This is a genomic window from Aerococcus loyolae (assembly GCF_002871915.2).
Classification (GTDB): domain Bacteria; phylum Bacillota; class Bacilli; order Lactobacillales; family Aerococcaceae; genus Aerococcus; species Aerococcus loyolae.
Genome location: NZ_CP126958.1, coordinates 918,615 through 940,600, shown reverse-complemented (window position 1 = coordinate 940,600; position 21,986 = coordinate 918,615). Strand labels below are relative to the sequence as shown.

Sequence of the window (21,986 nt, the reverse complement as noted above, 5' to 3'; positions counted from 1 at the left end):
AAATATCCCCTCTATTCTTTTTCGAGATCTTGACTTTCATCCAACAATTCATCGTAAGTCACTTCATCGGATTCTTCAACATCTGAAACAATTTCTTCCATATCATCAGGATGGATATTTTCTTCATCATAATTTTCGAAACCAGCTTGGTCATCTGCAGAGACTTCTGATAATAAAGGATCAGTTTCCTCGCTAACAAGAGATTCAGTAGCTAGAGCAGCCGGATCACTCATAACTTCTTCCTCTGCATTGACATCATTTAAGAGGCTTTCGACTTCTTCATTCTCAGTTTCAAGATTTTGATCTTGTAAAAATTTTTCTTGGTATTCTTCAGAATTTTGATAGTCTTCATATTCTGTTTCAGACTTAATATCAATCTTATAACCCGTTAACTTCGCTGCTAGTCGTGCGTTTTGCCCTCGCTTACCGATGGCTAAAGACAAATGATTATCTGGAACAACGACTACACAAGCCTGTTCATTAGGCACAAAGTGAACAGCGAGAACATCAGCTGGATTTAAAGCATTGGCAATAAGAACCGCAGGATCCTCATTCCATTCGATAATATCCATATTTTCACCCTTTAGTTCATTAACCACTGTTTGCACCCGGCTACCTCTAGGCCCCACACAGGTCCCCACTGAATCCACATTAGGGTCATTGGAATAGACAGCTAACTTGGACCGATCGCCAGCTTCTCTAGCTATTGCGCGAATTTCAACGGTCCCATCATAGATTTCAGGAACTTCCTGTTCAAATAAGCGTTTTAGCATATTAGGATGGGTACGACTCACGTAAATTTGAGGACCTTTTGTGGTGTTTTCAACTCTTTCCACATAAACTTGGATACGGTCATGAGGTTGGAAATATTCTCCAGGGATTTGTCCCTCAGGGGTTAAAACTGCCTCAATTTTACCTAAATTCACATAGATATAGCGTCGATCTTGTCTTTCCACTGTTCCAGTTAACAAGTCATCTTCATAATCGATAAATTCTTCATAAATGATTGCACGTTCTGCTTCACGTAAACGTTGGGTGATGACCTGCTTAGCAGTTTGTGCTGCGATACGCCCAAAGTCTTCTGGTGTGACTTCAAAGCGAATTTTATCGCCAATTTCGTAACCACGATTGATTTCCAAAGCATCCTCTAGGGATACTTCTAAATTAGAGTCCATCACGGTTTCCACCACTTCTTTTACAGAATAAACGTGGAAACTCCCTTTTTTATCATCAAAAACAACTTCGACATTTTGTGCCTGGTCAAAATTTCGCTTGTAGGCAAAGACCAATGCTGATTGCACAGCATCTATAATGGTATCCTTTGATATACCTTTTTCTTGTTCTAACATTTCAAAGGCTTGAATTAGTTGTTTACTCATTTCTATCCCTCTTTAAAATTCTATTGCCAAACGAATTAAAGACACGCTTTTACGCGGAAAGTCTTGAACTAAACGTCGGGTCTTATCTTTTACTTCTAAAGTAAAGTATTGTTCACTAGCTTCTAAAAGGCGTCCTTCAACAAATTTGCTACCATCAATTTCATGATAGAAATTTAAATGAACCCATTTACCAATTGCTTGTTGGATGGCATTATCATTATTTAAAGGACGTTCCGCTCCAGGAGAAGACACTTCTAGGTAGTAAGCTTGGGGAATAGGGTCATCTTCGACATTGTCTAAGATTTCAGAAATCTTTTCACTTGCTTTTACACAATCAGCGATCGTTATACCGTCATTATTATCTATATAGATGCGTAAATACCAATCCTTACCCTCTTTGGAAAAAGTAATATCAAATAATTGATATCCCATTTCATTAATATCAGCTTCAATTAATGCTTTCACTTGGTCAGTAACTTTAGCCATACTTCCCTCACTTTCTACTCATGAAAAAGAGTGAGCGCTAGCGCTCACTCCTTCCTTTCCTATAACAACAACATTATATTAGCATATTTTTCATTAACTAGCAATAGCTAGGCTTTTTTACCCTGACCTATCAAGCCGCTGACACTTGAGATCGGCAAGGAAAAAATTAGACCATGGCCCGGCTCCGTAATTTTCATTGTCTTTGAAATGTTATCTGTCACCTGTTTCATTTTATTGGCGGGAAGAACCATCCAAACAATTTCTTTTTCGGGTTCAATTTGAATGGAAAAAATGGTGGATTTTTCATGGGCGCCACTTCCACGACCATGTAAAATCGTCGCTCCCTTAGCCCCTTCGTCACGGGCAGCATCAACCACTTGATCAGCTAAATCTCTTTGTACTATGGTTACCAGGAGCTGGTCTTTGTTTTTTTGGTCTGCCTCATTAAAGAGGTAGCTATGATTTTGATTGCCTAAATACGAAGACACATCAAAAGAAAATAGGACCCCTGTCCCTTTTTTCTTTAATTTTAAGACATCTTCTAAATGGGCATGAATATCCGCTCCTTTTTCTTTTGGAACAATGGTTAAAAAGATTTCACGTTCAGTTCCTTGTAAACCCAAGGACCGCAATAAGTTGCTTTGAACAGTCCCATAGGCTCTAATAATCGTTCCACCTGATGCACCAGCTTGTTTGGCACGCTTCAATAAACGGCTAGCCATACCTTCTTTAACAATAGCTAAAAATAAAACCGGTTCTTTATTCACTTTTATTCCCCTTTCTCCATCAGCGCTTATACTTAATCACTTGTCTTTGTTTGAATCTTAAATATTAATCCGAGTAATTCTACCATGATCACTGGAATCATAGCAACAAAAGCAATCACACCAAAAGCATCTAAGGCATTTGCATTGGGGAGATAGTCAGCTGCTCCTTGGGCAAAGGCTAAAATAAAAGTAGCTGTCATCGGACCAGAGGCTACCCCACCAGCATCAAAGGCAATCCCAGTAAATAGATTAGGGACTTGGTAAGACAAGAGAATTGCCAAGGCAAAACCAGGTAAGAGGAAATGCCAGACCATTAACTGGTCACTGGAAATCCGTAACATGGACAAACCAACTGCTAGAGCCACCCCTATAGATAGTGCAATCATAAGGATTTTATTAGGAATATATCCACCCGTAACATCCTCGACTTGGTCTCCCAAGACATGGACAGCTGGCTCAGCGAGAACGACAACTAAGCCGAGAATAAATCCAGTAATAATTAACCAAAGATTTCCTCTTTCAGCCATGGCTTGGCCAAGAAATTTCCCCATATCCATGAAACCTTCATGGACACCAACTAGGAAAATAGTTAAACCAATCACCGTATAAATAATTCCTTTAAAAATATCCATCAACTCTTCTTTATCAAGTTGGAAATGTTTCCAGTTCATATAGATAAACAAGAGAACAATCGGGATAAGGGCAACAATCGATTCAACTAGAGTCGGTAGAAAACTAGATACAATGGCATAAAACACATTTTGTGTCGGTTCAACCACCGATTCAGCCGGCTGAATATTACTTTGCGATAATAGAATCAGTAAAAGTGTCGCTAAGATCGGTCCAGTACTCATGGCTCCGACTAGACCAAAGGCATTATCTTCGGCATCTTTCCCACCCATTCTTTGGGCAAGGGAACCTGACAAGGCTAAAATAAAGGGAGTGGTTAATGCTCCTGTTGTTGCCCCAGAAGCATCAAATCCCATGGCAATGTTAGAGTCTTCAGAAAAAATAGCTAATATTAGTATAACCCCGTAAACAAGTGCAAAGAAATGCTTTAAAGCAATTCGTTTCAAGAGTCGAAATACTCCAAATGCAATCATGATCCCCACACCGATAGAGACTGATAAGACGACTAATTGCTGGCTCAAGGCTCCTGAGGTCGCCTCTTGAATTTGTAGCCCCAGTATCAATAAGTCTGGTTCAGCAATAGTCACTGCAAAACCAATAATAAAACTAATCACTGCAATAACCTTCACCGAACCATTCCCGGCAACATAGTGACCTAAGTGATTGCCAATTGGGGTCATCCCCACATCAATACCAGTTAAAAAAATCGTCAGCCCTAACATGAGTAAAATCGCCCCGATAATAAAAGCGAGCAACATATTAGCTGGCACATCAACCACAAAAAATGATAGCACTAATACTATAGCCACCACAGGTAATACCGAGTAAGCTGTTTCTTTAAAACTATCAATTAAAACATCCATAGACGCTCTCCTTTCTTTCAGATTTTATTCAATTTCACGCAGTAAACCGGTCGTATTATTGACAGGTAGGGAAAAGGTAATTCCCGAATTTGGTGATCTCAGGTTCATTTTTTCAACAATAGCCTGAGAAATGGCACTTACCTTTTCACTATCTACTACCATTAAGACAATATCTTTCTCTTCTTCGATAGTGACATCAAAAGCGGCTTCATAATCTTTGTAACCCGCTCCACGTCCTTTAACGACAGTAGCGCCAACAGCTCCCGCTTCTCGAGCAGTTTTGATCACATCGCGACCATATTTATGGTCAACAATGGTAATAATCATTTCTTGCATCATAACAGCTCCTCTCTTCAAAAAATTCAGTCACTTTAAAACTGAATATGCACAAATAAAAATAAGTTTACTTTGATCGTAACATAGCAATCTAGCGATTAGCTAGTAAAAGGCTCCCTACTAGAAAAGATAGAATATAGGCCATAATAGTAAAACAAGGCTGTCGAAAATAACAGCCTTGTTAAATATTGGGAATTTCAGTTGCTTGTCTCTTTTAAAAATCAAACAGTGATAATTGATTTTCTTCCGGTAAGCCGTTCAATGCATTGCACTCATCTAAATGATCGATAACTGATTGGCTGACCTTACCACGGATCTTCAGATCTTCTTTTGATAAGAATGGAGACTCTTCTCTAGCTTTAACGACTTGCTGAGCCACGCTAACACCTAGTCCCGAAACGGCACGGAATGGCGCAATTAAGGTATCATCTCCTTCGATAACGAAGTCTTTGGCATCCGATTTCTCTAAATCAACCATCTTAAATTTCAAACCACGCTCCCACATTTCATTGACTAATTCTAGCACAATTTGTAGGGCCTTTTCTTTGGCACTGGCATCATTACCCTTAGCCTTTATCTCTTTAAGACGGTCCTTGTTCGATTCTAACCCTCCTGCCATGGCTTTCAAATCAAAATCTTCAGCTCTGACACTGAGATAGGCACAATAGTACCAGATAGGATGGTGTACTTTGAACCAAGCTACTCGCAAGGCGTTAATCACATAAGCAGCCGCATGGGCTTTAGGGAACATATACTTAATTTTTTGGCAGGAATCCATGTACCACTCTGGCACTTCATGCTCTTTCATGATCGCTTGATGTTCAGGAGATAGACCTTTCCCTTTTCTTACCTTTTCCATAATTTGGAAGGAATCGCTCTTAGGAACCCCCATATGAATCAAATCCATCATAATGTCGTCCCGACAACCAATAACATCCTTTAATTCCATGCCCTTCTCACTAACCAAGGTTTCTGCATTACCCAACCAAACATCAGTACCATGAGATAGACCTGAAATTTGTAGTAATTCGGCAAAAGTGCTGGGGTGAGTTGCTTCTAGCATCTGTCTAACGAAAGGCGTTCCAAATTCAGGAATACCCAGGGTCCCGGTTTTGGAAAAGATTTGATCTGGAGATACCCCAAGGGAGTCAGTTCCATTAAATAGTTTATAGACTTCGGGATCGTCCATTGGTATATCTGTCGGCTCAATCCCCGAGAGATCTTGTAATTTACGAATAACCGTAGGATCATCATGACCCAGACAGTCTAATTTCAAAACATTGTCATGGATGGAATGAAAATCAAAGTGGGTGGTCCGCCAATCAGCAGTTTGCTCATCAGCAGGATATTGGATCGGGGTAAAATCATAAACATCCATGTTTTCTGGAATAACGATAATCCCCCCGGGGTGTTGCCCAGTTGTCCGTTTTACCCCGGTAGCCCCTTTGGCGAGAAAATCCTTTTCCGTTTGCCTTAAGTTTAAATTATGGTCTCGGTCATAACCTAAAACATAACCAAAAGCGGTCTTATCCGCAACAGTAGAGATGGTTCCCGCTTTATAAACGTGGTCCTCCCCAAAAAGAACCTTAGTATAGTTGTGGGCTTGAGCTTGATATTCTCCGGAGAAGTTAAGGTCGATATCAGGTACCTTGTCTCCATTAAAACCTAAGAAAGTTTCAAAAGGAATATCATGCCCATCCTTAGATAAGGGCTGGCCACATTCGGGACAATCCTTATCTTCTAAGTCAAAACCAGATCCAATTTCGCCATGGGTATAGAAATGGCTGTAATGGCAGTTCAGACATACATAGTGTGGTGGGAGGGGATTAACTTCAGTGATACCTAACATGGTAGCTGCAAAAGAAGAGCCCACTGAGCCCCGAGACCCAACAATATAGCCATCCTCATTCGACTTCCACACTAATTTTTGGGCAATGTAATAGATCACCGCAAAGCCATTACCAATAATACTGTCCAATTCCCGTTCTAATCTTTCTTCAATCAGTTCAGGCAAGTTATCCCCATAAATTTCATGAGCCTTAGTAAAAGCATCATTACGAATGGACTCTTCAGCACCATCGATATGGGGAGTATACAACTTATCGTGAATAGGTTCTACAAATTCAATGGAATCAGCTATGGCATTAGAATTAGTGACTACTAATTCTAAGGCTTTCTCTTCACCCAAAAAGGCAAAATCATCCAGCATTTCTTTGGTCGTCCTAAAATGGGCTCTAGGAAAATATTTAGAGCGGTTAGATTTTATCGAATTGATCAAAATTTCCCGGTAAATCTTATCTTCGGGGTTAAGATAATGCGCATCTCCTGTCGCTACCACTGGAATACCAAGTTCATCACCAATATCCACTAAATCGTTAATGATAATTTCTAAAGCCTCATTATTGATAATATCTTGATTACGTAAGAGAGGTTCATAAGAAGCTTTGGGTTGAATTTCGAGGTAATCGTAAAACTCAGCAAATTTCTTAGCGGTTTCCTTACCTTTTTGCATGGCAGCGGTAAAGACTTCTCCTTCTGAACAAGCGGAACCAATCAATAGATGCTCACGGTGTTCCTTTAAGAGCGAGCGAGGAATTCGCGGCACCCGATGAAAATACTCAACATTGGATGCACTCACTAATTTAAATAAGTCCTTAAGTCCCTTTTGATTTTTGGCTAAGATGGTCGCATGGAAAGGACGTCCCTTTTTATAGGCGTCTCCTTGACCTATATCACGGTTCAACTGATCATGGTAAACCATATCATGAGATTCTTTGGCTTCTTTAACAAAAATCCACGCCAAAGCACCCGTTGAAGTCGCGTCGTAAATCGCTCGGTGGTGGTGCTCTAGAGAGACGTTAAAATGCTTGGACAAGGTGTTTAAACGAAAGGATTTCAAATGTGGATAAAGGTAGCGAGCTAATTCCAAGGTATCAATCACTGGGTTTTCTATGGTAGGTAAGCCGTTTCTTTGATAGGCTGCATCAATAAAGCCAACGTCAAAGCTGGCATTATGAGCGACTAAAATCGTTCCTTGACAGAAATCCAAGAAATCCTGCATCACTTCGGGTTCAGGACGAGCATTAGCTACCATACTGTCGGTAATGCCTGTCAATTCGGTGGTAAAACTAGATAAGTGATGGCCTGGATTTAAGAACTCAGAAAATTCTCCGACCACATTTCCTTTATGCATTTTTACCGCACCAATTTCAATGATCGTGTTATAAACTGCCGATAAACCGGTGGTCTCCACGTCAAAAATCACATAAGTCGCATTTTCTAAGTCAACGTGACCTGGATTATAGGCAATGGGAACTCCATCATCAACGACATAGGCTTCCATACCATAAATCAGCTTGAGCCCGGTGTCTTTAGCTGCTTGACTAGCTTCAGGGAAAGCCTGAACATTACCGTGATCAGTAACAGCGATGGCTTTATGCCCCCATGCGGCCGCCTGTTTGACAAAGTCAGTCACAGAATTCGTGGCATCCAAGGCACTCATATTCGTGTGTAGATGAAGCTCTACCCGTTTTTGATCTTCCGGCATGGTATCTTGACGTGGTTCTTTTTCAATGGCTTCCAGGTCACGTGCGTTAACGACAAGGTCTCTAGCAAAGCGGTCATCCATTTGGATATCCCCACGAACACGTAGCCACATACCTGTTTTGATACTGTTAAAGATGGCAATATCAGCGTCACTGTTAGAGAATTTTTGTACAATAAAGGCCGAGGTATAATCTGACATTTTTAAGACAAGGATGCAGCGCCCGGTTCTTAACTCCCGTATCTCAACATCAAAAACGACTCCCTCCATTACCGCACGACGCTGCTCTTCAGTATAGCTTTTCATCATTTGAACTTGGTCACTAGGAATAGACCGACCGATTCGAATTTGATCTGGAGATTTAACTTGCTTAATATTAGAAGGGACTTGCTCACTACGCTCCTGGACAAGCTTGGCTTTTTCTTGTTCTTCCTTCTCTAGCACTTGACGTCTAGACTGGTATTGCTCTTGCCGCTCATTCGCCTTGTCTTGGTCAACAATAACCTTAAGACTTAACTTATCAAAACCGTGGCGCTGATAGCAGTCCAGGATCGCCTGAACGTAGTTAGTTTCAACATATTCGCGAATGGGGTCATTTTCTACATAAAGGAACATCTTCCCCTGGTTAATTTTAGGAGGATTAGCATATAAAACTTGTTGAGCCATGCCATCTGACAAATTCAAGCATTCCAAAATCACTGGCCAATAAGCACTCACTTCTTGGTCACTAGCTGTACTTACTTGACTAATAATAACTTTCAATTTTACTTTAGCTATGGCTTGAAAAGTATTGGTCAGTTGGGCATAAAAAAGTTGATAAGTAGAAAAAGGTAAGCGTTCTGGGAAACGAATATTGAATTGATAACAGCGAGAGACTTGGTGGACAATCACCTCTTCAATAGACCCCTGCTTAATATTTTCATCATCACTCTGCCAATGCATTTGCCTAAGTAAAGTTTGAAACATCTCTTCGTTAGAAAGCATTTCATTCTCCCTTCAAAATAAAGAAACCCTCAAAAGGGCTTCTCTTCTTATTTAAAATAATCGTAAGATATCATTCCAGGTCACGGCTATCATTAAGACCATTAATAAGACAAAACCAATTAAATTAATAATCCCCTCTGTCCGAACACTTAAAGCTTTCCCACGTATGGCTTCAATAATATTGAGGAAGGCCTTCCCCCCATCAAGGGCTGGGAAAGGCAGGAGGTTGACTATGCCTAAATTCACAGTCAGATAAGCCATTAATTGTAGAACAGCAATAAAACCGACTTCTACAGTTTGAGAGGTCGCTTGGTACATATAAACCGGACCGCCAAAGTTATTAATATCGAAACCATTAACGACCATGGAAGCTATAGCACTAATAATCCCAACAACAATAGCCCAAGTGGCTTTAAATCCATGAGCGATCTTAGCCCCAAAGGACTTATTTTGAGGTGCACGTACTCCGATTTGCCCGATTTTTTGACCTTTATCCGTTTCGACTGCTCCCACTTGAACAGCGATGGATTTTTGCTCTTGGTCACGTTCAACGGTAAAATTGACTTCTTGATCAGGGTGTTGACTGACAATTTTTTGCATATCGGTAAAGCTATCAATCTTCTCATCATTAATATTGATGACCCGGTCTCCACTTTCTAATCCCGCTTCTTGAGCAGCTGAGTCCTCAACCATTTCCCCTAAGACTGGAGCATTGGTATAAACACCACCTTGAAGAAAGGCGATAAGGATAAAGGCTAAGATACCTAAAATAAAATTATTGATTGGCCCCATGATATTAGTTAACAGACGGTTAATTAAAGGGGCTGATTGGAACTGTTTGTCGAGCGGAGCGATTTTCACTAGGCTACCATTTTCTTCCAAAATATAGGCTTCTGGGCTAACAGAATATCTTTTGGATTCAGTTTCACCAAATGGGACCCCATGAATATACATAGCCTCAGACAAGTCACTATCCATCACTTCCAATGGGAGAGCCTCAATATCTTCCTCGTTACTGTCTAAGCAAATTAAATCAATCACTTGATCATCATTAAAGCCAACTTTAATTTGTCGTCCAGGTTCAATGACTTCATCCATATCTTCAAGACCAGCCATCCGCACATAGCCACCAATTGGTAAAAGACGTAGGGTATAAGTGGTTTCTTCTCCTTCATAATGAAAAATACGAGGTCCCATACCAATAGCAAACTCACGAACCATAATCCCTGACCGTTTAGCCATGATAAAGTGGCCAAATTCATGGAATATCACGATAACGCTGAAAATAATAATAAAAACGATAATTGCTTTCATAGAAACTCCTTACTACAAAAATGCCACTAAATAATGAAACATCGGTAGGACAATCAAGAGACTATCAAAGCGGTCCAATAAACCGCCGTGGCCGGGAAGAATTTTCCCACTATCTTTCACTTTAAAGTAGCGTTTAATGGCTGATTCAATAAGGTCGCCAAATTGCCCCAAGAGGCAAAGACAAGTCGCCAAGATAATCACTGAAAGGAGCGGTAAGTTTAAACTACCGTCAAAAAAATTGAGGCACAGGCTATAGATGATCCCTGCCATTATCCCACCTATTGAACCCTCAATAGTTTTATTAGGTGATATCTTAGGCGCTAACTTATGGCGGCCAAAATGAACGCCCGCTAGATAAGCAAAACTGTCATTAAACCATATAATACCAAAAGCAAAAATGACAGCAAATAGTCCTAAGCGTCGTGTCATAATCATATAATGATAACCGATTCCTACATAAACGGCTGAAACAGCTAAAGCACATAGGCGCTTAAAATCCATCTGTTCAGGAAAATAAACCATGGCTATAAACAGAAAAATAATTCCAGCATAGAAGAGATCCATTACAGTTAGAGAATGGGGAATAAAAGATATGACCCGATCAGGGAGTAAGACGACCAACATCATCAACTGGGTAACCAGCCCCTCAAAAGAAAAAAGCGGGACATTCATCATTTTTAGTAATTCACTCAAACTAACGATTCCTAACAAAACAACTAAAGCTTCAAAATACCCTCCCCCTATAAGTAAGAAAGGGATGAAAATTACTAAAGCAATAATTGCAGTAATCGTACGCGTCTTCATAGTCATACATCCATTCTATTTTAGGCCCCCATAGCGTCTTTGACGGCTTTGGTATTCGCCAATACAAGATAAAAAGATTGTTTGGTTGAAATCAGGCCACTTAGTATCAATAAAGTACATTTCACTATAGGCCAATTGCCAAAGTAGATAATTACTTAACCGGACTTCCCCACTCGATCGAATTAAAAAATCAGGGTCATTGTAGGGAGCGAGTTGTTGAGTCATGAGATGACGGCTGATCGTTTCTTCATCTATCGAGTCAAGATCTAAATCCCCAGATTTAACTTCCCCGGCGATTTCCTTTACCGCTTCAACTATCTCAGTTCTACTTCCATAATTAAAGGCAATATTGAGGATTAAACCAGTGTTATCCTTAGTCTTATCTATGGCATTTTCAATTGATTGAATAGTATATTTAGGCACTGAGTCTTTATTCCCCATAATTTTAACCTGAACATTATTCTCAATCAATTCAGGCAAGAGTTCTTTTTCCATTAAATTAGGCAACTTCATGAGATAAGACACTTCACTACGGGGGCGTTTCCAATTTTCGGTAGAAAAGGCATATACAGTTAATATCTTAACACCAATTTGACTGGCCGCTACAGCGACGCGACGAATGGCTTTTAAGCCCTCATGGTGTCCATCAGTACGCTTTAAGCCACGTTCCTTCGCCCAACGACCGTTACCATCCATGATAATTGCAACATGCTGGGGAATTTCTAAATTAGGGTCAAAAGGATGTCTTTCGTTCATTATGTTTCCACCTCAAATATAAATACTAGTTATATTGTACCGATCAGTCAGGAATTTTGTAAATCTCATTTCTCAAATTAATACCTATTTTAACATGTAAGAAGAAAAAAGCGGGGAAGAATTACTTAAGACTGTCTAGCTGGATTCTAATCGCTAACAATAGGACTTAATAAAAGAAAAAGTGACTTAATATTCGCCTCTTTAAAATATAAAGAAGGAATAAAAAGTCACTAATTCAAGCAATAAAGAAGGATTAACTATTTAAAATTTCATCTTCCTTATCGCTAGCAATTTTTTCCAAACGTTCAGTTACTTCGTCAGTAATTTTTTGGACTTCTTTTTCATTACGACGAGCATCGTCTTCAGTGATTTCTCCGTCTTTTTCTGCTTTCTTAATAGTATCATTAGCATCACGACGAATGTTTCGAATTGCAATTTTGGCGTCTTCTAAATCACGACCAACTAACTTAGACAATTCTTGACGACGTTCCTGAGTTAGAGCAGGAATGACTAAACGAATTTTTTCCCCATCATTAGTAGGAGCTATACCAATATCTGACATTTGAATGGCACGATCAATATTGTCTAAGGCACTCCGGTCATATGGTGTCACCATTAACATTCTTGGCTCTGGAATAGTAATTGATGCGATTTGATTTAAGGGTGTATCAACCCCATAATATTCGACGTAGATACCATTCAATAAACTGGCATTGGCTACACCAGCACGAATTTTACCGAGTTCATTCTGCAATGATTGCTCACTCTTCTTCATACGGTTTTTTGTTTCCGTAAACAAGTTATTAATATCCATTATCCTAACCCCTTACCGTTGTTCCGATTTCTTCACCTTCAACAACACGGCGAATATTTCCGCGTTCGTTAAGGTTAAAGACGACAATCGGAATATCATTATCCATACTCAAAGAACTTGCTGTTGCATCCATGACCTGTAAGCCCTTGGTAATTACTTCCGTGTGAGAAAGTTCTGAAAATTTCTCTGCATTTTGATCGACTTTTGGATCAGCCGTATACACACCGTCTACTCCATTTTTAGCCATTAAAATAACGTCCGCTTCAATTTCTGCAGCACGTAAGGCAGCAGCTGTGTCTGTAGAAAAATATGGGTTCCCTGTTCCACCAGCAAAGATGACTACCCGATCTTTTTCTAAATGGCGCACGGCTTTGCGACGAATATAAGGTTCAGCAATTTGGCGCATCTCGATCGAAGTTTGAACCCGGGTAGGCACTTCTAGGTTTTCCAAGGCATCTTGCAAGCCTAGGGCATTCATTATCGTAGCTAGCATCCCCATATAATCTGCTTGGGCCCGTTCCATACCAATTTCTTCGCCCGTTTTTCCACGCCAAATATTTCCGCCACCACAGACAATAGCTATTTCAACCCCTAATTGGTAGACATCCTTGAGTTCTTGGGCAATTTTTTTCATTGTTTTAGGATCAATCCCAAAATTGTTATCGCCTGCTAGGGCTTCCCCACTCAATTTTAAAACGATACGTTTATATTTTGTAGACATGATTCGCTCCTTAACCTTCTAATAAAAAGGCTGGGCTTAACCCAACCTATTAGTATTTTCCAACAAAATATTTGCTGGATGATTAACGCATTTGACTTTGAACTTCAGCTGCGAAATCTTCTTCTTTTCTTTCAATTCCTTCACCTACAGCGTAGCGACGGAAATCTTCTACAGAAGCATCTTCTTTGTCTAATAATTCTTTAACAGTCATGCTGTCATCGAGTAAGTAGTCTTGGTCATTTAAGCAAACTTCAGCATAGAATTTATGCATACGACCTTCAACCATTTTTTCAATAATCTTTTCAGGCTTACCTTCATTTTTAGCTTGTTCAGTCAAGACTTCACGTTCATGATCACGTTCTTCTTGGGGAATTTGCTCTTCACTAACATATTTAGGTGCAATCCCACTAACATGTAAGGCAAGATTTAAAGCTAATTGGTCATCAGAACTATTTACTAAAACAAGTGTAGCAATTTTCCCACCCATGTGGACATATTGTCCGAACACTTGGTCATCAGTTTTTTCAAAAACAGTGAAACGACGGAAGTTAATTCGTTCACCAATAATCGCAGTCTTTTGAGTGAGGTAGTCTTCTAAGGATTCGCCGTTAATTTCAACTTTTTCCTTAGCTTCTTCCATATCTTGTGGCTTATATTGTACTAAGGCATGTCCAATTTCATCGATAATTTCAGTGAACTTATCATTTTTTGCAGCAAAATCAGTTTCAGTATTTACTTCTAAAATAGCTGCGGTATTGCCTTCAATATAAATCTTTGCTAAACCTTCAGCAGCAACACGATCCGCCTTCTTAGCAGCTTTCATTTGACCAGATTCACGTAAGTAGTCGACAGCCTTATCGATGTCCCCATCAGTTTCTTGAAGAGCCTTCTTAGCGTCCATCATACCCACGCCAGTTTGATCACGTAATTGTTTAACTAACTTTGCACTAATTGCCATATTTTATTTTCCTCCTAGAGTGAATTCATTTCAAAAAAATAGCTATCTCATAAGTAAAAGCTACTTGAAGCTTGAGTTACCTAAGAAGATAGCTATCTACTCTTTTATATCTTACTATTTTTAGCGTTTTACTGCAACCGATTTAGATTATTCTTGGTCTTCTGCTTCTTCGTTTTCACTAGCAAATTGAGCAGCAACTTTTTCTAAATCTTCATCTGTTGCTAATTCTTCGCTTGCGTCTTCGTCATCTTCACCTTGGTTACCTTCAAGGACAGCATCTGCTAAAGTACTTGCAATTAAGCGAATAGCACGAATTGCATCATCGTTTGAAGGAATGACATAGTCAATATCATCTGGGTCACAGTTAGTGTCGACCATAGCAATGATTGGAATGTTTAATTTCTTAGCTTCGTTAACTGCAATTTCTTCCTTACGTGGGTCTACCACGAAAATTGCATCTGGTAAGCTAGGCATATCAGCCATCCCACCAAGGTTGTTTTCTAATTTTTCACGTTCTTTATTTAATTCGGAAACTTCTTTTTTAGGGAGAACATCAAAAGTACCGTCTTCTTCCATACGATCAATATCACGCATGCGTTGGATACTCTTTTGGATAGTGTCCCAGTTAGTTAGCAAACCACCTAACCAACGATGGTTAACGTAGTATTGACCACAACGTAAAGCTTCTTCTTCAATAGCTTGTTGGGCTTGTTTCTTAGTCCCAACAAATAAGATGTTACCACCGTTAGCAGCAATATCACGAACCACGTTGTAAGCCTTGTCTAATAATTTGACAGTTTGTTGTAAGTCAATAATATAAATGCCATTACGTTCGGTAAAAATGTAACGGTCCATTTTAGGATTCCAACGACGGGTTTGGTGACCGAAGTGAACCCCTGCTTCTAATAATTGTTTCATAGTCACTTGTGACATATCTATTACCTCCATTTGGTTATTTTTTCCGCCTACGCTTCCAAGAAACGCTACTCATGCTCGAGCACCTGGCATTTCAATCCACGCAGTGTGAAATAAGTATATGTTAAACACATACTGGCCTATTATATATCATTATCAAATAGAATACAAGACCTATAAAGCTATTTTCTATTTAATCGGCTAAATCCTCATCTTGATCAATATAGCGAACAACCTTTGCTGGCACCCCGACTGCCAAGGCGTTGTTCGGAATATCCTTGGTTACCACACTACCAGCACCAATCACTGCACCAGAACCAATACTTACGCCGGGCATCACCGAAACATTGGCTCCGAGCCAACAGTTTGCCCCAACTGTAATTGGTAGAGCCCGCTCTAGGCCCTGGTTACGCTTTTTAATTTGTAGGTGGTGCTGTGCCGTATAGAAGCCACAAAAAGGGCCAATAAAACAGTGGTCTCCTATGCTAATAGGTGCCCCGTCCATAAAGTAGGCAGAATAATTGATAAAACAATCATCACCGATACTGACATTAAAACCATAGTCAACATAAAAAGGTGCCAGTAATTGAGAATTATTCCCAAAGTAACCAAATATTTGGCGTAAGAAAGCTTCCTTTTGCTGAGGATCTTCTAATAGACAATCATTATATTCCTTAGCTAAGCCTTGGGCCTTTTGTCGCATGGCTAGTAATTCCTCATCGTAATTAGCATCATACCATTGACCAGTTTCCATTTTTTCGCGTTCAGACATTTTATCTTCCTTTTCATTCTTTAGGCCATTGTAAATTGACATGGTCAAGCGTTTCTTGGTAAGCGCGATCAACTCTGGCTTGAGTCGCATGATCTAATTGACCATAATACTTCCCGCCTTGAACCCAATCTTCTAAGACATAAACCGTGTAATCATATAGATCGAAGCCGTGGCCTCTTTTACCATTGGGAGTTCGATTAACCCAGGTAGGATGAGCTTGGATGGTGTCGATCTTGGTGGTGTCTCCATGCTTAGTCAGGCTAACATCCATCAGTACACCTCTTTCAGTCCAAGGGTTGTCAACGGTTTCGATCCGTTGATTAGATAAGAAATTCCCCATGGAATAAATAATAAACTTATTTTCACCATTGTGGTTAACAACTTCGCTCGGTTGAATGACATGGGGATGACCACCAAAGACCAGGTCTGCTCCCCAATCAATCATCTTATGATAGAGAGCTTTTTGTTCTTCATTAGGCTGTAATTGATACTCAATACCCATATGTGGCATAACAATGGTTATATCCGCATTTTCCTCAGCAAAGTTAATCTCTTCCTTCATTTTTTCTTCATCAAGGTCACTCATGGAAGCCTCATATTCTTTTTGGGACAGATTTTGTTCCATACCGTTGTAGCCATAAGCATAATTCAGTATGGCCACTTTAATGCCATTGACCTCTTTAATTAAGAGTTGCTCAGTAGAACGTGGCGCTTTGGTATAAACTCCGATAGTATCGATACCTAAATCATTAAAAGCTTTTTGCGTAGAAGCAACGCCTTCTAATCCCATATCCAAGATATGGTTGTTAGCTAAGGCCATCACATCATAACCAGCATTCTTTATAGCTGAAGCAACTTCCACAGGGGCGTTAAACATGGGATAACCAGTTAGCTCACGCCCTGGTGTGATCGTTCCTTCATAATCACCGATCACCAAGTCGCCCTGGTTCAACCAATCTTTAACATAGCGGAAGTTATTGTTGAAATCATAGCTCCCATCTCCCTGCTCAGCCGACCAATACACAATATCATGGTAGAGTAAGTCACCATTACAAAAAATTCGAGCAGTACTGGTTTTGGAGAAATTATCCTTAGGGTTTAAGCTGAACTCCCAACTTTGGCCATCCTTAGAGTGCTTTAATTCTTGATAGAGAAATGCTCCTGAAATAACAATTAACAGGGCAAAGAAAACACCTAAAAGCGCTTTTAACAATCCTTTGATATTCATCGTCTACCTCCTTTATGCTTACTCACTTTTAACTAGCTGGCATATCTAAAATAAAGCGTAAGTCATCCATAGTTAAGTGAGAACTTTCTCCCATTTCTTCATCTTGGAAGAGTTCATCAAAAAGATGACGTTTTTCTTCTTGTAATTCAGCAATGCGCTCTTCGATAGTTCCTTCGGTAATAAAACGGTAAACCTCAACATCTTTGGTTTGTCCGATTCGATGCGCCCTGCCGATTGCTTGTTCTTCAACAGAAGGATTCCACCACAAGTCATAAAGAAAGACAGTATCAGCGCCAGTCAGATTAATTCCGACCCCACCAGCTCTTAGAGAGATTAAAAAGACGGATCCTTCCCCTTGGTTGAAGCGATTGACTTGATCTTGGCGTTTTTCTTTATTGGTTTTACCTTCAATAATAAAATATTTAATTTTCTCTTGGTCCAAGTAATCCTGCATGATGGCTAACATCGATGTAAATTGTGAAAAGACCAATATTCGTCGGTTATTGCTTAGAGCTCGTTCTAACATTCGTTTGAAATATTCAAATTTTCCACTCGTTCCTTGGTAGTCAGAATTAACTAGGGCTGGATGGCAGCAAATTTGTCTTAAACGGGTAATTGCAGCAAGCATTTCCATGTGTTTGTGGGAACCATTGACATCATTATCTTTTAGGCGATCGCGGATATCTTCTAAATAAGCAAGATAAACAGCCTTTTGATTAGATTCTAGACTAGCATAGCGATTATGGACGGACTTATCAGGTAATTCCAATTGAACTTCTTGTTTGGTACGCCGTAGGACGAAGGGGCTAACCAATTTACGAATGCTTTCAATGGACATGGCTTGAAATTCTTTCTTCTGTGGCAATAGGCCTGGTAAGATCATTTGCATCAAAGCCCAAAATTCATTTAAATTATTCTCTAAAGGAGTCCCCGATAAGCCGATCCGCATACCACTATCTTGGTTAACGACTGATTGGTATAAGACTGTGCGTTCATTCTTGAGTGCTTGGGCTTCATCTAGAATCAAGATATCAAAATATTCTTGGTGGTAGGCTTCCTGGTCATTACGATAGGAATGATAGGAGCAAATCCATATAGCCTTGGGATTTTCCTGACGGAGTTTTTCCCTTTCTTCTGCACTACCATCTAAAACCACAACCTTCACCTCTGGAGCAAAGCGTTGGATTTCATATTTCCAATTATAGATAACAGAAGCTGGCGCTAAAATGAGCACATTGGCTTGAGGCAGTTTATCAAAGTAATCCAACAGAAAAGCTACTGTTTGAACCGTTTTTCCTAGTCCCATTTCATCAGCTAATAGTCCACCTAGGTTATATTTAGCCAATTGACTTAGCCACTGGACAGCATATTTTTGATAAGGAGCTAATTCAGTTTTTAAGCCTGGGTTGCTTTGGTAATCCGAACGAGCTGGGTGGATGATATCTTGGTAGAATTGTTCAAAATCCACTGCCTGGCCTAAGGCATCTGCATATTTTAGACTTTGGTAGGCAGGAACTTGCCCTCCATTTTCCCAATGCGTATTGCCAGAACGCAGCTGTTTTAACATCTTATTCTGTTGAGGAGTAATGATTTTCTTCAAATCAATAATTTTTCCACTATCTAACTGCAGGTATTGGTCGTTTTGCTCGATAGCCTTTAAAATTTCATTGACTTCATCGTCATCAACATCATCCAGGGTGAAATTAATCGTTAAGAAGCGATTCTCTTCATTTTTACCAGTTTCTACTTTTAATTGCTTATCGTTATTTTGCCATTCCTCTAATTGTTGGCTATAAGTCACCGTCCATTCATCAGGGAAGAATTTCTGACAATCGTTTAATGCTTCCATGGTTTGGTTAAAGTTATCAAATTGATTGATAAATTGATTATCTGATTTTTCAAAGGCTAATCTAATAAGTTGTTGCTCGGATTGGATTTCGCCCTTAATATCTCGTAAGATAATCCCCTTTTCTGGCAAACGATTTTCTCCTGGAGTATCAGATAACTGGTACTGGCCATAATGATAGATTAAATCAGCTTTTAAGAGACGATCACTAACATCTAGGGCAATTTCCACTTTCAATGGCCCCATTCCTGAGGCAAAACTTAATAATACAATATTATTGATCAGCCCATGGGCAAGAATTTGGTAACCGAAACAAGAAATAAACTCTTCAACCTCATCCTCACTAAGCTGCCACTGGTAGGAATGATCAGCAAATGTCCCTTGCAACAATTCTAAATCATCAAAATAACTTTGGTCAGCTTCGATTTTATAGAGATTGTAGCCATCGAAGATCATTTGGTAGAACTTATATAAGCGCATCCTAGGATTCATGATCACTAGGTAATTTTCATCCTTGTGCTGGAGTTCAAGTAAGACTGGCCGTTTGTCTTGATAAAAGTTAAGCTCAACTAATTCATCATCGAGATAAAATTGGATGTTGTCGCCATCTTGATTTGATTCACTGTGCTCTTGATAAAAATCTATCAACATGGACAATTGTTTCTGAGACAAGAAATCTCGTTGAGGGCTTTGGTGAGATGTAGAAATATTTAATCCTGCTTCTAGGCGGTGATTGTTATTTTCCTTAATCAAGGCTAATTGATAAAGCAAGTCATAAGTATCAGCATTAAAGGCTTCTTTCATGAGCCAGACTGCCTTATCGTGGCGGTTGGAGAGCCGATATGAGCCCGCATTTAAAAGTTGTCGATAAAAATCCGTAAAATCTTGAACATAGTAAAGTTGATCATAGCCGACTTTTAGCCTTAAATAAAAGAGTCTTTCACTCGATAATTGATATTGGAGTCCAGTCATATCGTAAATTTCAAATTGAACCTTTAAACGATAGGTCTTGACTTGATCCTTGTCACTGAGCTGGTAATCCATTCTTTCACGGTAGGAAGTGAGTAATTTATCGATTGATGGATGCTGGTCCATCACATTTTCTGGATAATGAAATAGAGGTCGCTTGGAATATGCCATGGCACGCACCACCTCATGGTCACGTAAAAACAATTCCACTGCAACGGTGTGTGGGCAGTAAGATTTTTGTTGCCAGGTGATACAACGACAAATATCTTCTTCTTTACCAGTTCCATCTAAAATAACGATGTATTTTTCATCATCAAGAACTTCTGCGCGCCAAATAGCCTCATTTTCATTAGGAATCACTTTTAGCACACGGTCCTGGTTAACTAGCTGCCTACCTTCCTCAATCATTTTTGTTGGTATACTCCAACGCATAAATTCACCCACTTTTTATAAATAATTAACTCTTTGAATTAATTTATTATAACATACCCATGTAAAAGTGAATAGAATATCCAGCTTTAACGCTTATGTAGAAGTCTGTCATTACTAGTATTTAAATTTTACAAAAAAACAAAAAACCCCTAGGAGAAGTACCTAGGAGTTATATTTTAAGCTAATGATTTAAATTAACCTTGGTAGTACCCATTTTCAAGTAAGAGAGCAATACCTTGTCCACCACCGATACATGCTGAAGCAATCGCGTAACGGTATTCTGGATGGTTCTTGAATTCATACAATAGGGATGTAATGATACGTGCGCCAGACATGCCTAATGGGTGACCTAAAGCAACTGCACCACCATGTGGGTTGAAATGATTCTTGTAGAAATCAGTATCTTCTTCAATACCAAGTTCAATCAAGCAACCAATAGTTTGAGCTGCAAAGGCTTCGTTAATTTCTAAGATATCAATGTCTTCTTTAAGGTCCATTTCTTGACGCGCAAGAATGTCTTTAATGGCTTGAACCGGTCCTAAGCCCATGTAAGCAGGGTCACAACCAGCAATTTGGTAGTCAACGACGCGAGCCATAATTTCTAAGCCACGTTCTTCAGCAACTGATTTGGTGGTCATAATTTCAAAAGCACCACCATCATTTAATCCAGAAGCATTACCTGCAGTAACAATACCATCTTTTTCAAAAGCTGGGCGTAATTTAGCTAATGATTCCATCGATGTTCCTGGACGCGGATGGCCGTCTTTTTCTACGACGTTAACTTTCCCCTTACGTCCTTTAACTTCTACCGGAATGATTTCTTGAGCAAAACGTCCGTTTTCCATAGCTTCTGCAGCTTTACGTTGGGATTCTACCGCAAATTGGTCAGCGCGTTCACGAGTAATTCCGTATTTACGAGCAACATTTTCTGCAGTATTCCCCATATGGTTAACACCAGAATCTTTACCAGAAGCAGAGCTATGACCAGCTAAGTTAGCATCAATTAAAGGTTTGTTGCCTCCCTTTAACCCCTCATAACGAGCGGATTCTGGTAGATAGAAAGGTGCACGAGATAAAGATTCTACCCCACCAGCGGCAATGATACTTTTGTTGGAAAATAGTAATTCCTGTGCGGCTGATACAGCGGATTGAATACCTGATCCACAGATACGGTTAATGGTCATACCTGTTGCAGTATTTTTTACTCCTGCATCAATTCCGATAATGTTACCTAAATTATTGGTTGTTTGTGAGCCAGTGACATGACCCACAATAACTTCTTCAATGTCTTCAACGGCAACACCAGCACGTTTAGCAGCTTCTGTAAGAGAAATCACCCCTAATTCGTCAACTGGTACAGTCTTTAAGTCGCCTAGGTAAGCACCAACAGGAGTCCGTGCGGCACCGACAAAAACAACTTCTTCATTTTTAGCTTTTAACATTCACTAAATCCTCCTTTAATTTCAAG

General features: G+C 39.7%; 17 protein-coding genes. All 17 read right to left on the bottom strand.

Translation table 11 applies throughout. The annotated features are described in order from the left end of the window. Window positions 1-11: 11 nt before the first annotated feature. The 17 genes from nusA to CJ190_RS04220 all read right to left on the bottom strand — a co-directional run bounded on the left by nusA (window position 12) and on the right by CJ190_RS04220 (window position 21,960). Window positions 12-1,379, bottom strand: a complete 1,368-nt coding sequence (gene nusA, locus CJ190_RS04300) for a transcription termination factor NusA (protein ID WP_064292398.1) — start codon at window positions 1,377-1,379, stop codon at window positions 12-14. Window positions 1,380-1,391: 12 nt separating this feature from the next. Continuing rightward, entirely contained in the window at window positions 1,392-1,865 is a 474-nt protein-coding gene (gene rimP, locus CJ190_RS04295) for a ribosome maturation factor RimP (RefSeq protein ID WP_013668712.1), read from the bottom strand. A 107-nt stretch (window positions 1,866-1,972) separates the two neighbouring features. Next, window positions 1,973-2,632, bottom strand: coding sequence for a P-II family nitrogen regulator (locus CJ190_RS04290; protein WP_246818535.1), 660 nt, complete (start codon window positions 2,630-2,632; stop codon window positions 1,973-1,975). A 32-nt stretch (window positions 2,633-2,664) separates the two neighbouring features. Continuing rightward, window positions 2,665-4,125: a DUF1538 domain-containing protein gene (locus tag CJ190_RS04285; RefSeq protein WP_064292397.1), complete on the bottom strand. Its 1,461-nt coding sequence runs from the start codon at window positions 4,123-4,125 to the stop codon at window positions 2,665-2,667. A 24-nt stretch (window positions 4,126-4,149) separates the two neighbouring features. Next, window positions 4,150-4,461, bottom strand: a complete 312-nt coding sequence (locus CJ190_RS04280) for a P-II family nitrogen regulator (protein ID WP_049776761.1) — start codon at window positions 4,459-4,461, stop codon at window positions 4,150-4,152. 214 nt (window positions 4,462-4,675) lie between these two features. Then, complete coding sequence (locus CJ190_RS04275) at window positions 4,676-8,989, bottom strand: PolC-type DNA polymerase III (RefSeq protein WP_101562023.1); 4,314 nt, start codon at window positions 8,987-8,989, stop codon at window positions 4,676-4,678. Between the two features lie 51 nt (window positions 8,990-9,040). Beyond that, window positions 9,041-10,303 (bottom strand): RIP metalloprotease RseP, encoded by a 1,263-nt coding sequence (gene rseP / locus CJ190_RS04270; protein WP_064292395.1) that lies wholly within the window; start codon window positions 10,301-10,303, stop codon window positions 9,041-9,043. A gap of 12 nt (window positions 10,304-10,315) precedes the next feature. Next, window positions 10,316-11,107 carry a phosphatidate cytidylyltransferase gene (locus CJ190_RS04265; protein ID WP_064292394.1) on the bottom strand — a complete coding sequence of 264 codons (792 nt, stop codon included), beginning with the start codon at window positions 11,105-11,107 and terminating at the stop codon, window positions 10,316-10,318. Between the two features lie 15 nt (window positions 11,108-11,122). After that, window positions 11,123-11,863 carry an isoprenyl transferase gene (locus CJ190_RS04260; protein ID WP_064292393.1) on the bottom strand — a complete coding sequence of 247 codons (741 nt, stop codon included), beginning with the start codon at window positions 11,861-11,863 and terminating at the stop codon, window positions 11,123-11,125. 253 nt (window positions 11,864-12,116) lie between these two features. Further along, window positions 12,117-12,677 (bottom strand): ribosome recycling factor, encoded by a 561-nt coding sequence (gene frr / locus CJ190_RS04255; protein WP_013669985.1) that lies wholly within the window; start codon window positions 12,675-12,677, stop codon window positions 12,117-12,119. Between the two features lie 4 nt (window positions 12,678-12,681). Next, window positions 12,682-13,398, bottom strand: coding sequence for a UMP kinase (pyrH, locus tag CJ190_RS04250; RefSeq protein WP_013669226.1), 717 nt, complete (start codon window positions 13,396-13,398; stop codon window positions 12,682-12,684). 82 nt (window positions 13,399-13,480) lie between these two features. Continuing rightward, entirely contained in the window at window positions 13,481-14,356 is an 876-nt protein-coding gene (gene tsf, locus CJ190_RS04245; protein WP_060778204.1) for a translation elongation factor Ts, read from the bottom strand. Window positions 14,357-14,503: 147 nt separating this feature from the next. Beyond that, window positions 14,504-15,289: a 30S ribosomal protein S2 gene (rpsB, locus tag CJ190_RS04240; RefSeq protein WP_064292392.1), complete on the bottom strand. Its 786-nt coding sequence runs from the start codon at window positions 15,287-15,289 to the stop codon at window positions 14,504-14,506. A gap of 175 nt (window positions 15,290-15,464) precedes the next feature. Further along, window positions 15,465-16,043, bottom strand: coding sequence for a sugar O-acetyltransferase (locus CJ190_RS04235; protein WP_064292506.1), 579 nt, complete (start codon window positions 16,041-16,043; stop codon window positions 15,465-15,467). A 13-nt stretch (window positions 16,044-16,056) separates the two neighbouring features. Next, window positions 16,057-17,271: a CapA family protein gene (locus tag CJ190_RS04230; RefSeq protein WP_064292391.1), complete on the bottom strand. Its 1,215-nt coding sequence runs from the start codon at window positions 17,269-17,271 to the stop codon at window positions 16,057-16,059. Between the two features lie 28 nt (window positions 17,272-17,299). Further along, window positions 17,300-20,518: a DEAD/DEAH box helicase gene (locus CJ190_RS04225; RefSeq protein WP_101562024.1), complete on the bottom strand. Its 3,219-nt coding sequence runs from the start codon at window positions 20,516-20,518 to the stop codon at window positions 17,300-17,302. Between the two features lie 194 nt (window positions 20,519-20,712). Continuing rightward, window positions 20,713-21,960, bottom strand: coding sequence for a thiolase family protein (locus CJ190_RS04220; protein ID WP_064292389.1), 1,248 nt, complete (start codon window positions 21,958-21,960; stop codon window positions 20,713-20,715). Window positions 21,961-21,986: the final 26 nt, after the last annotated feature.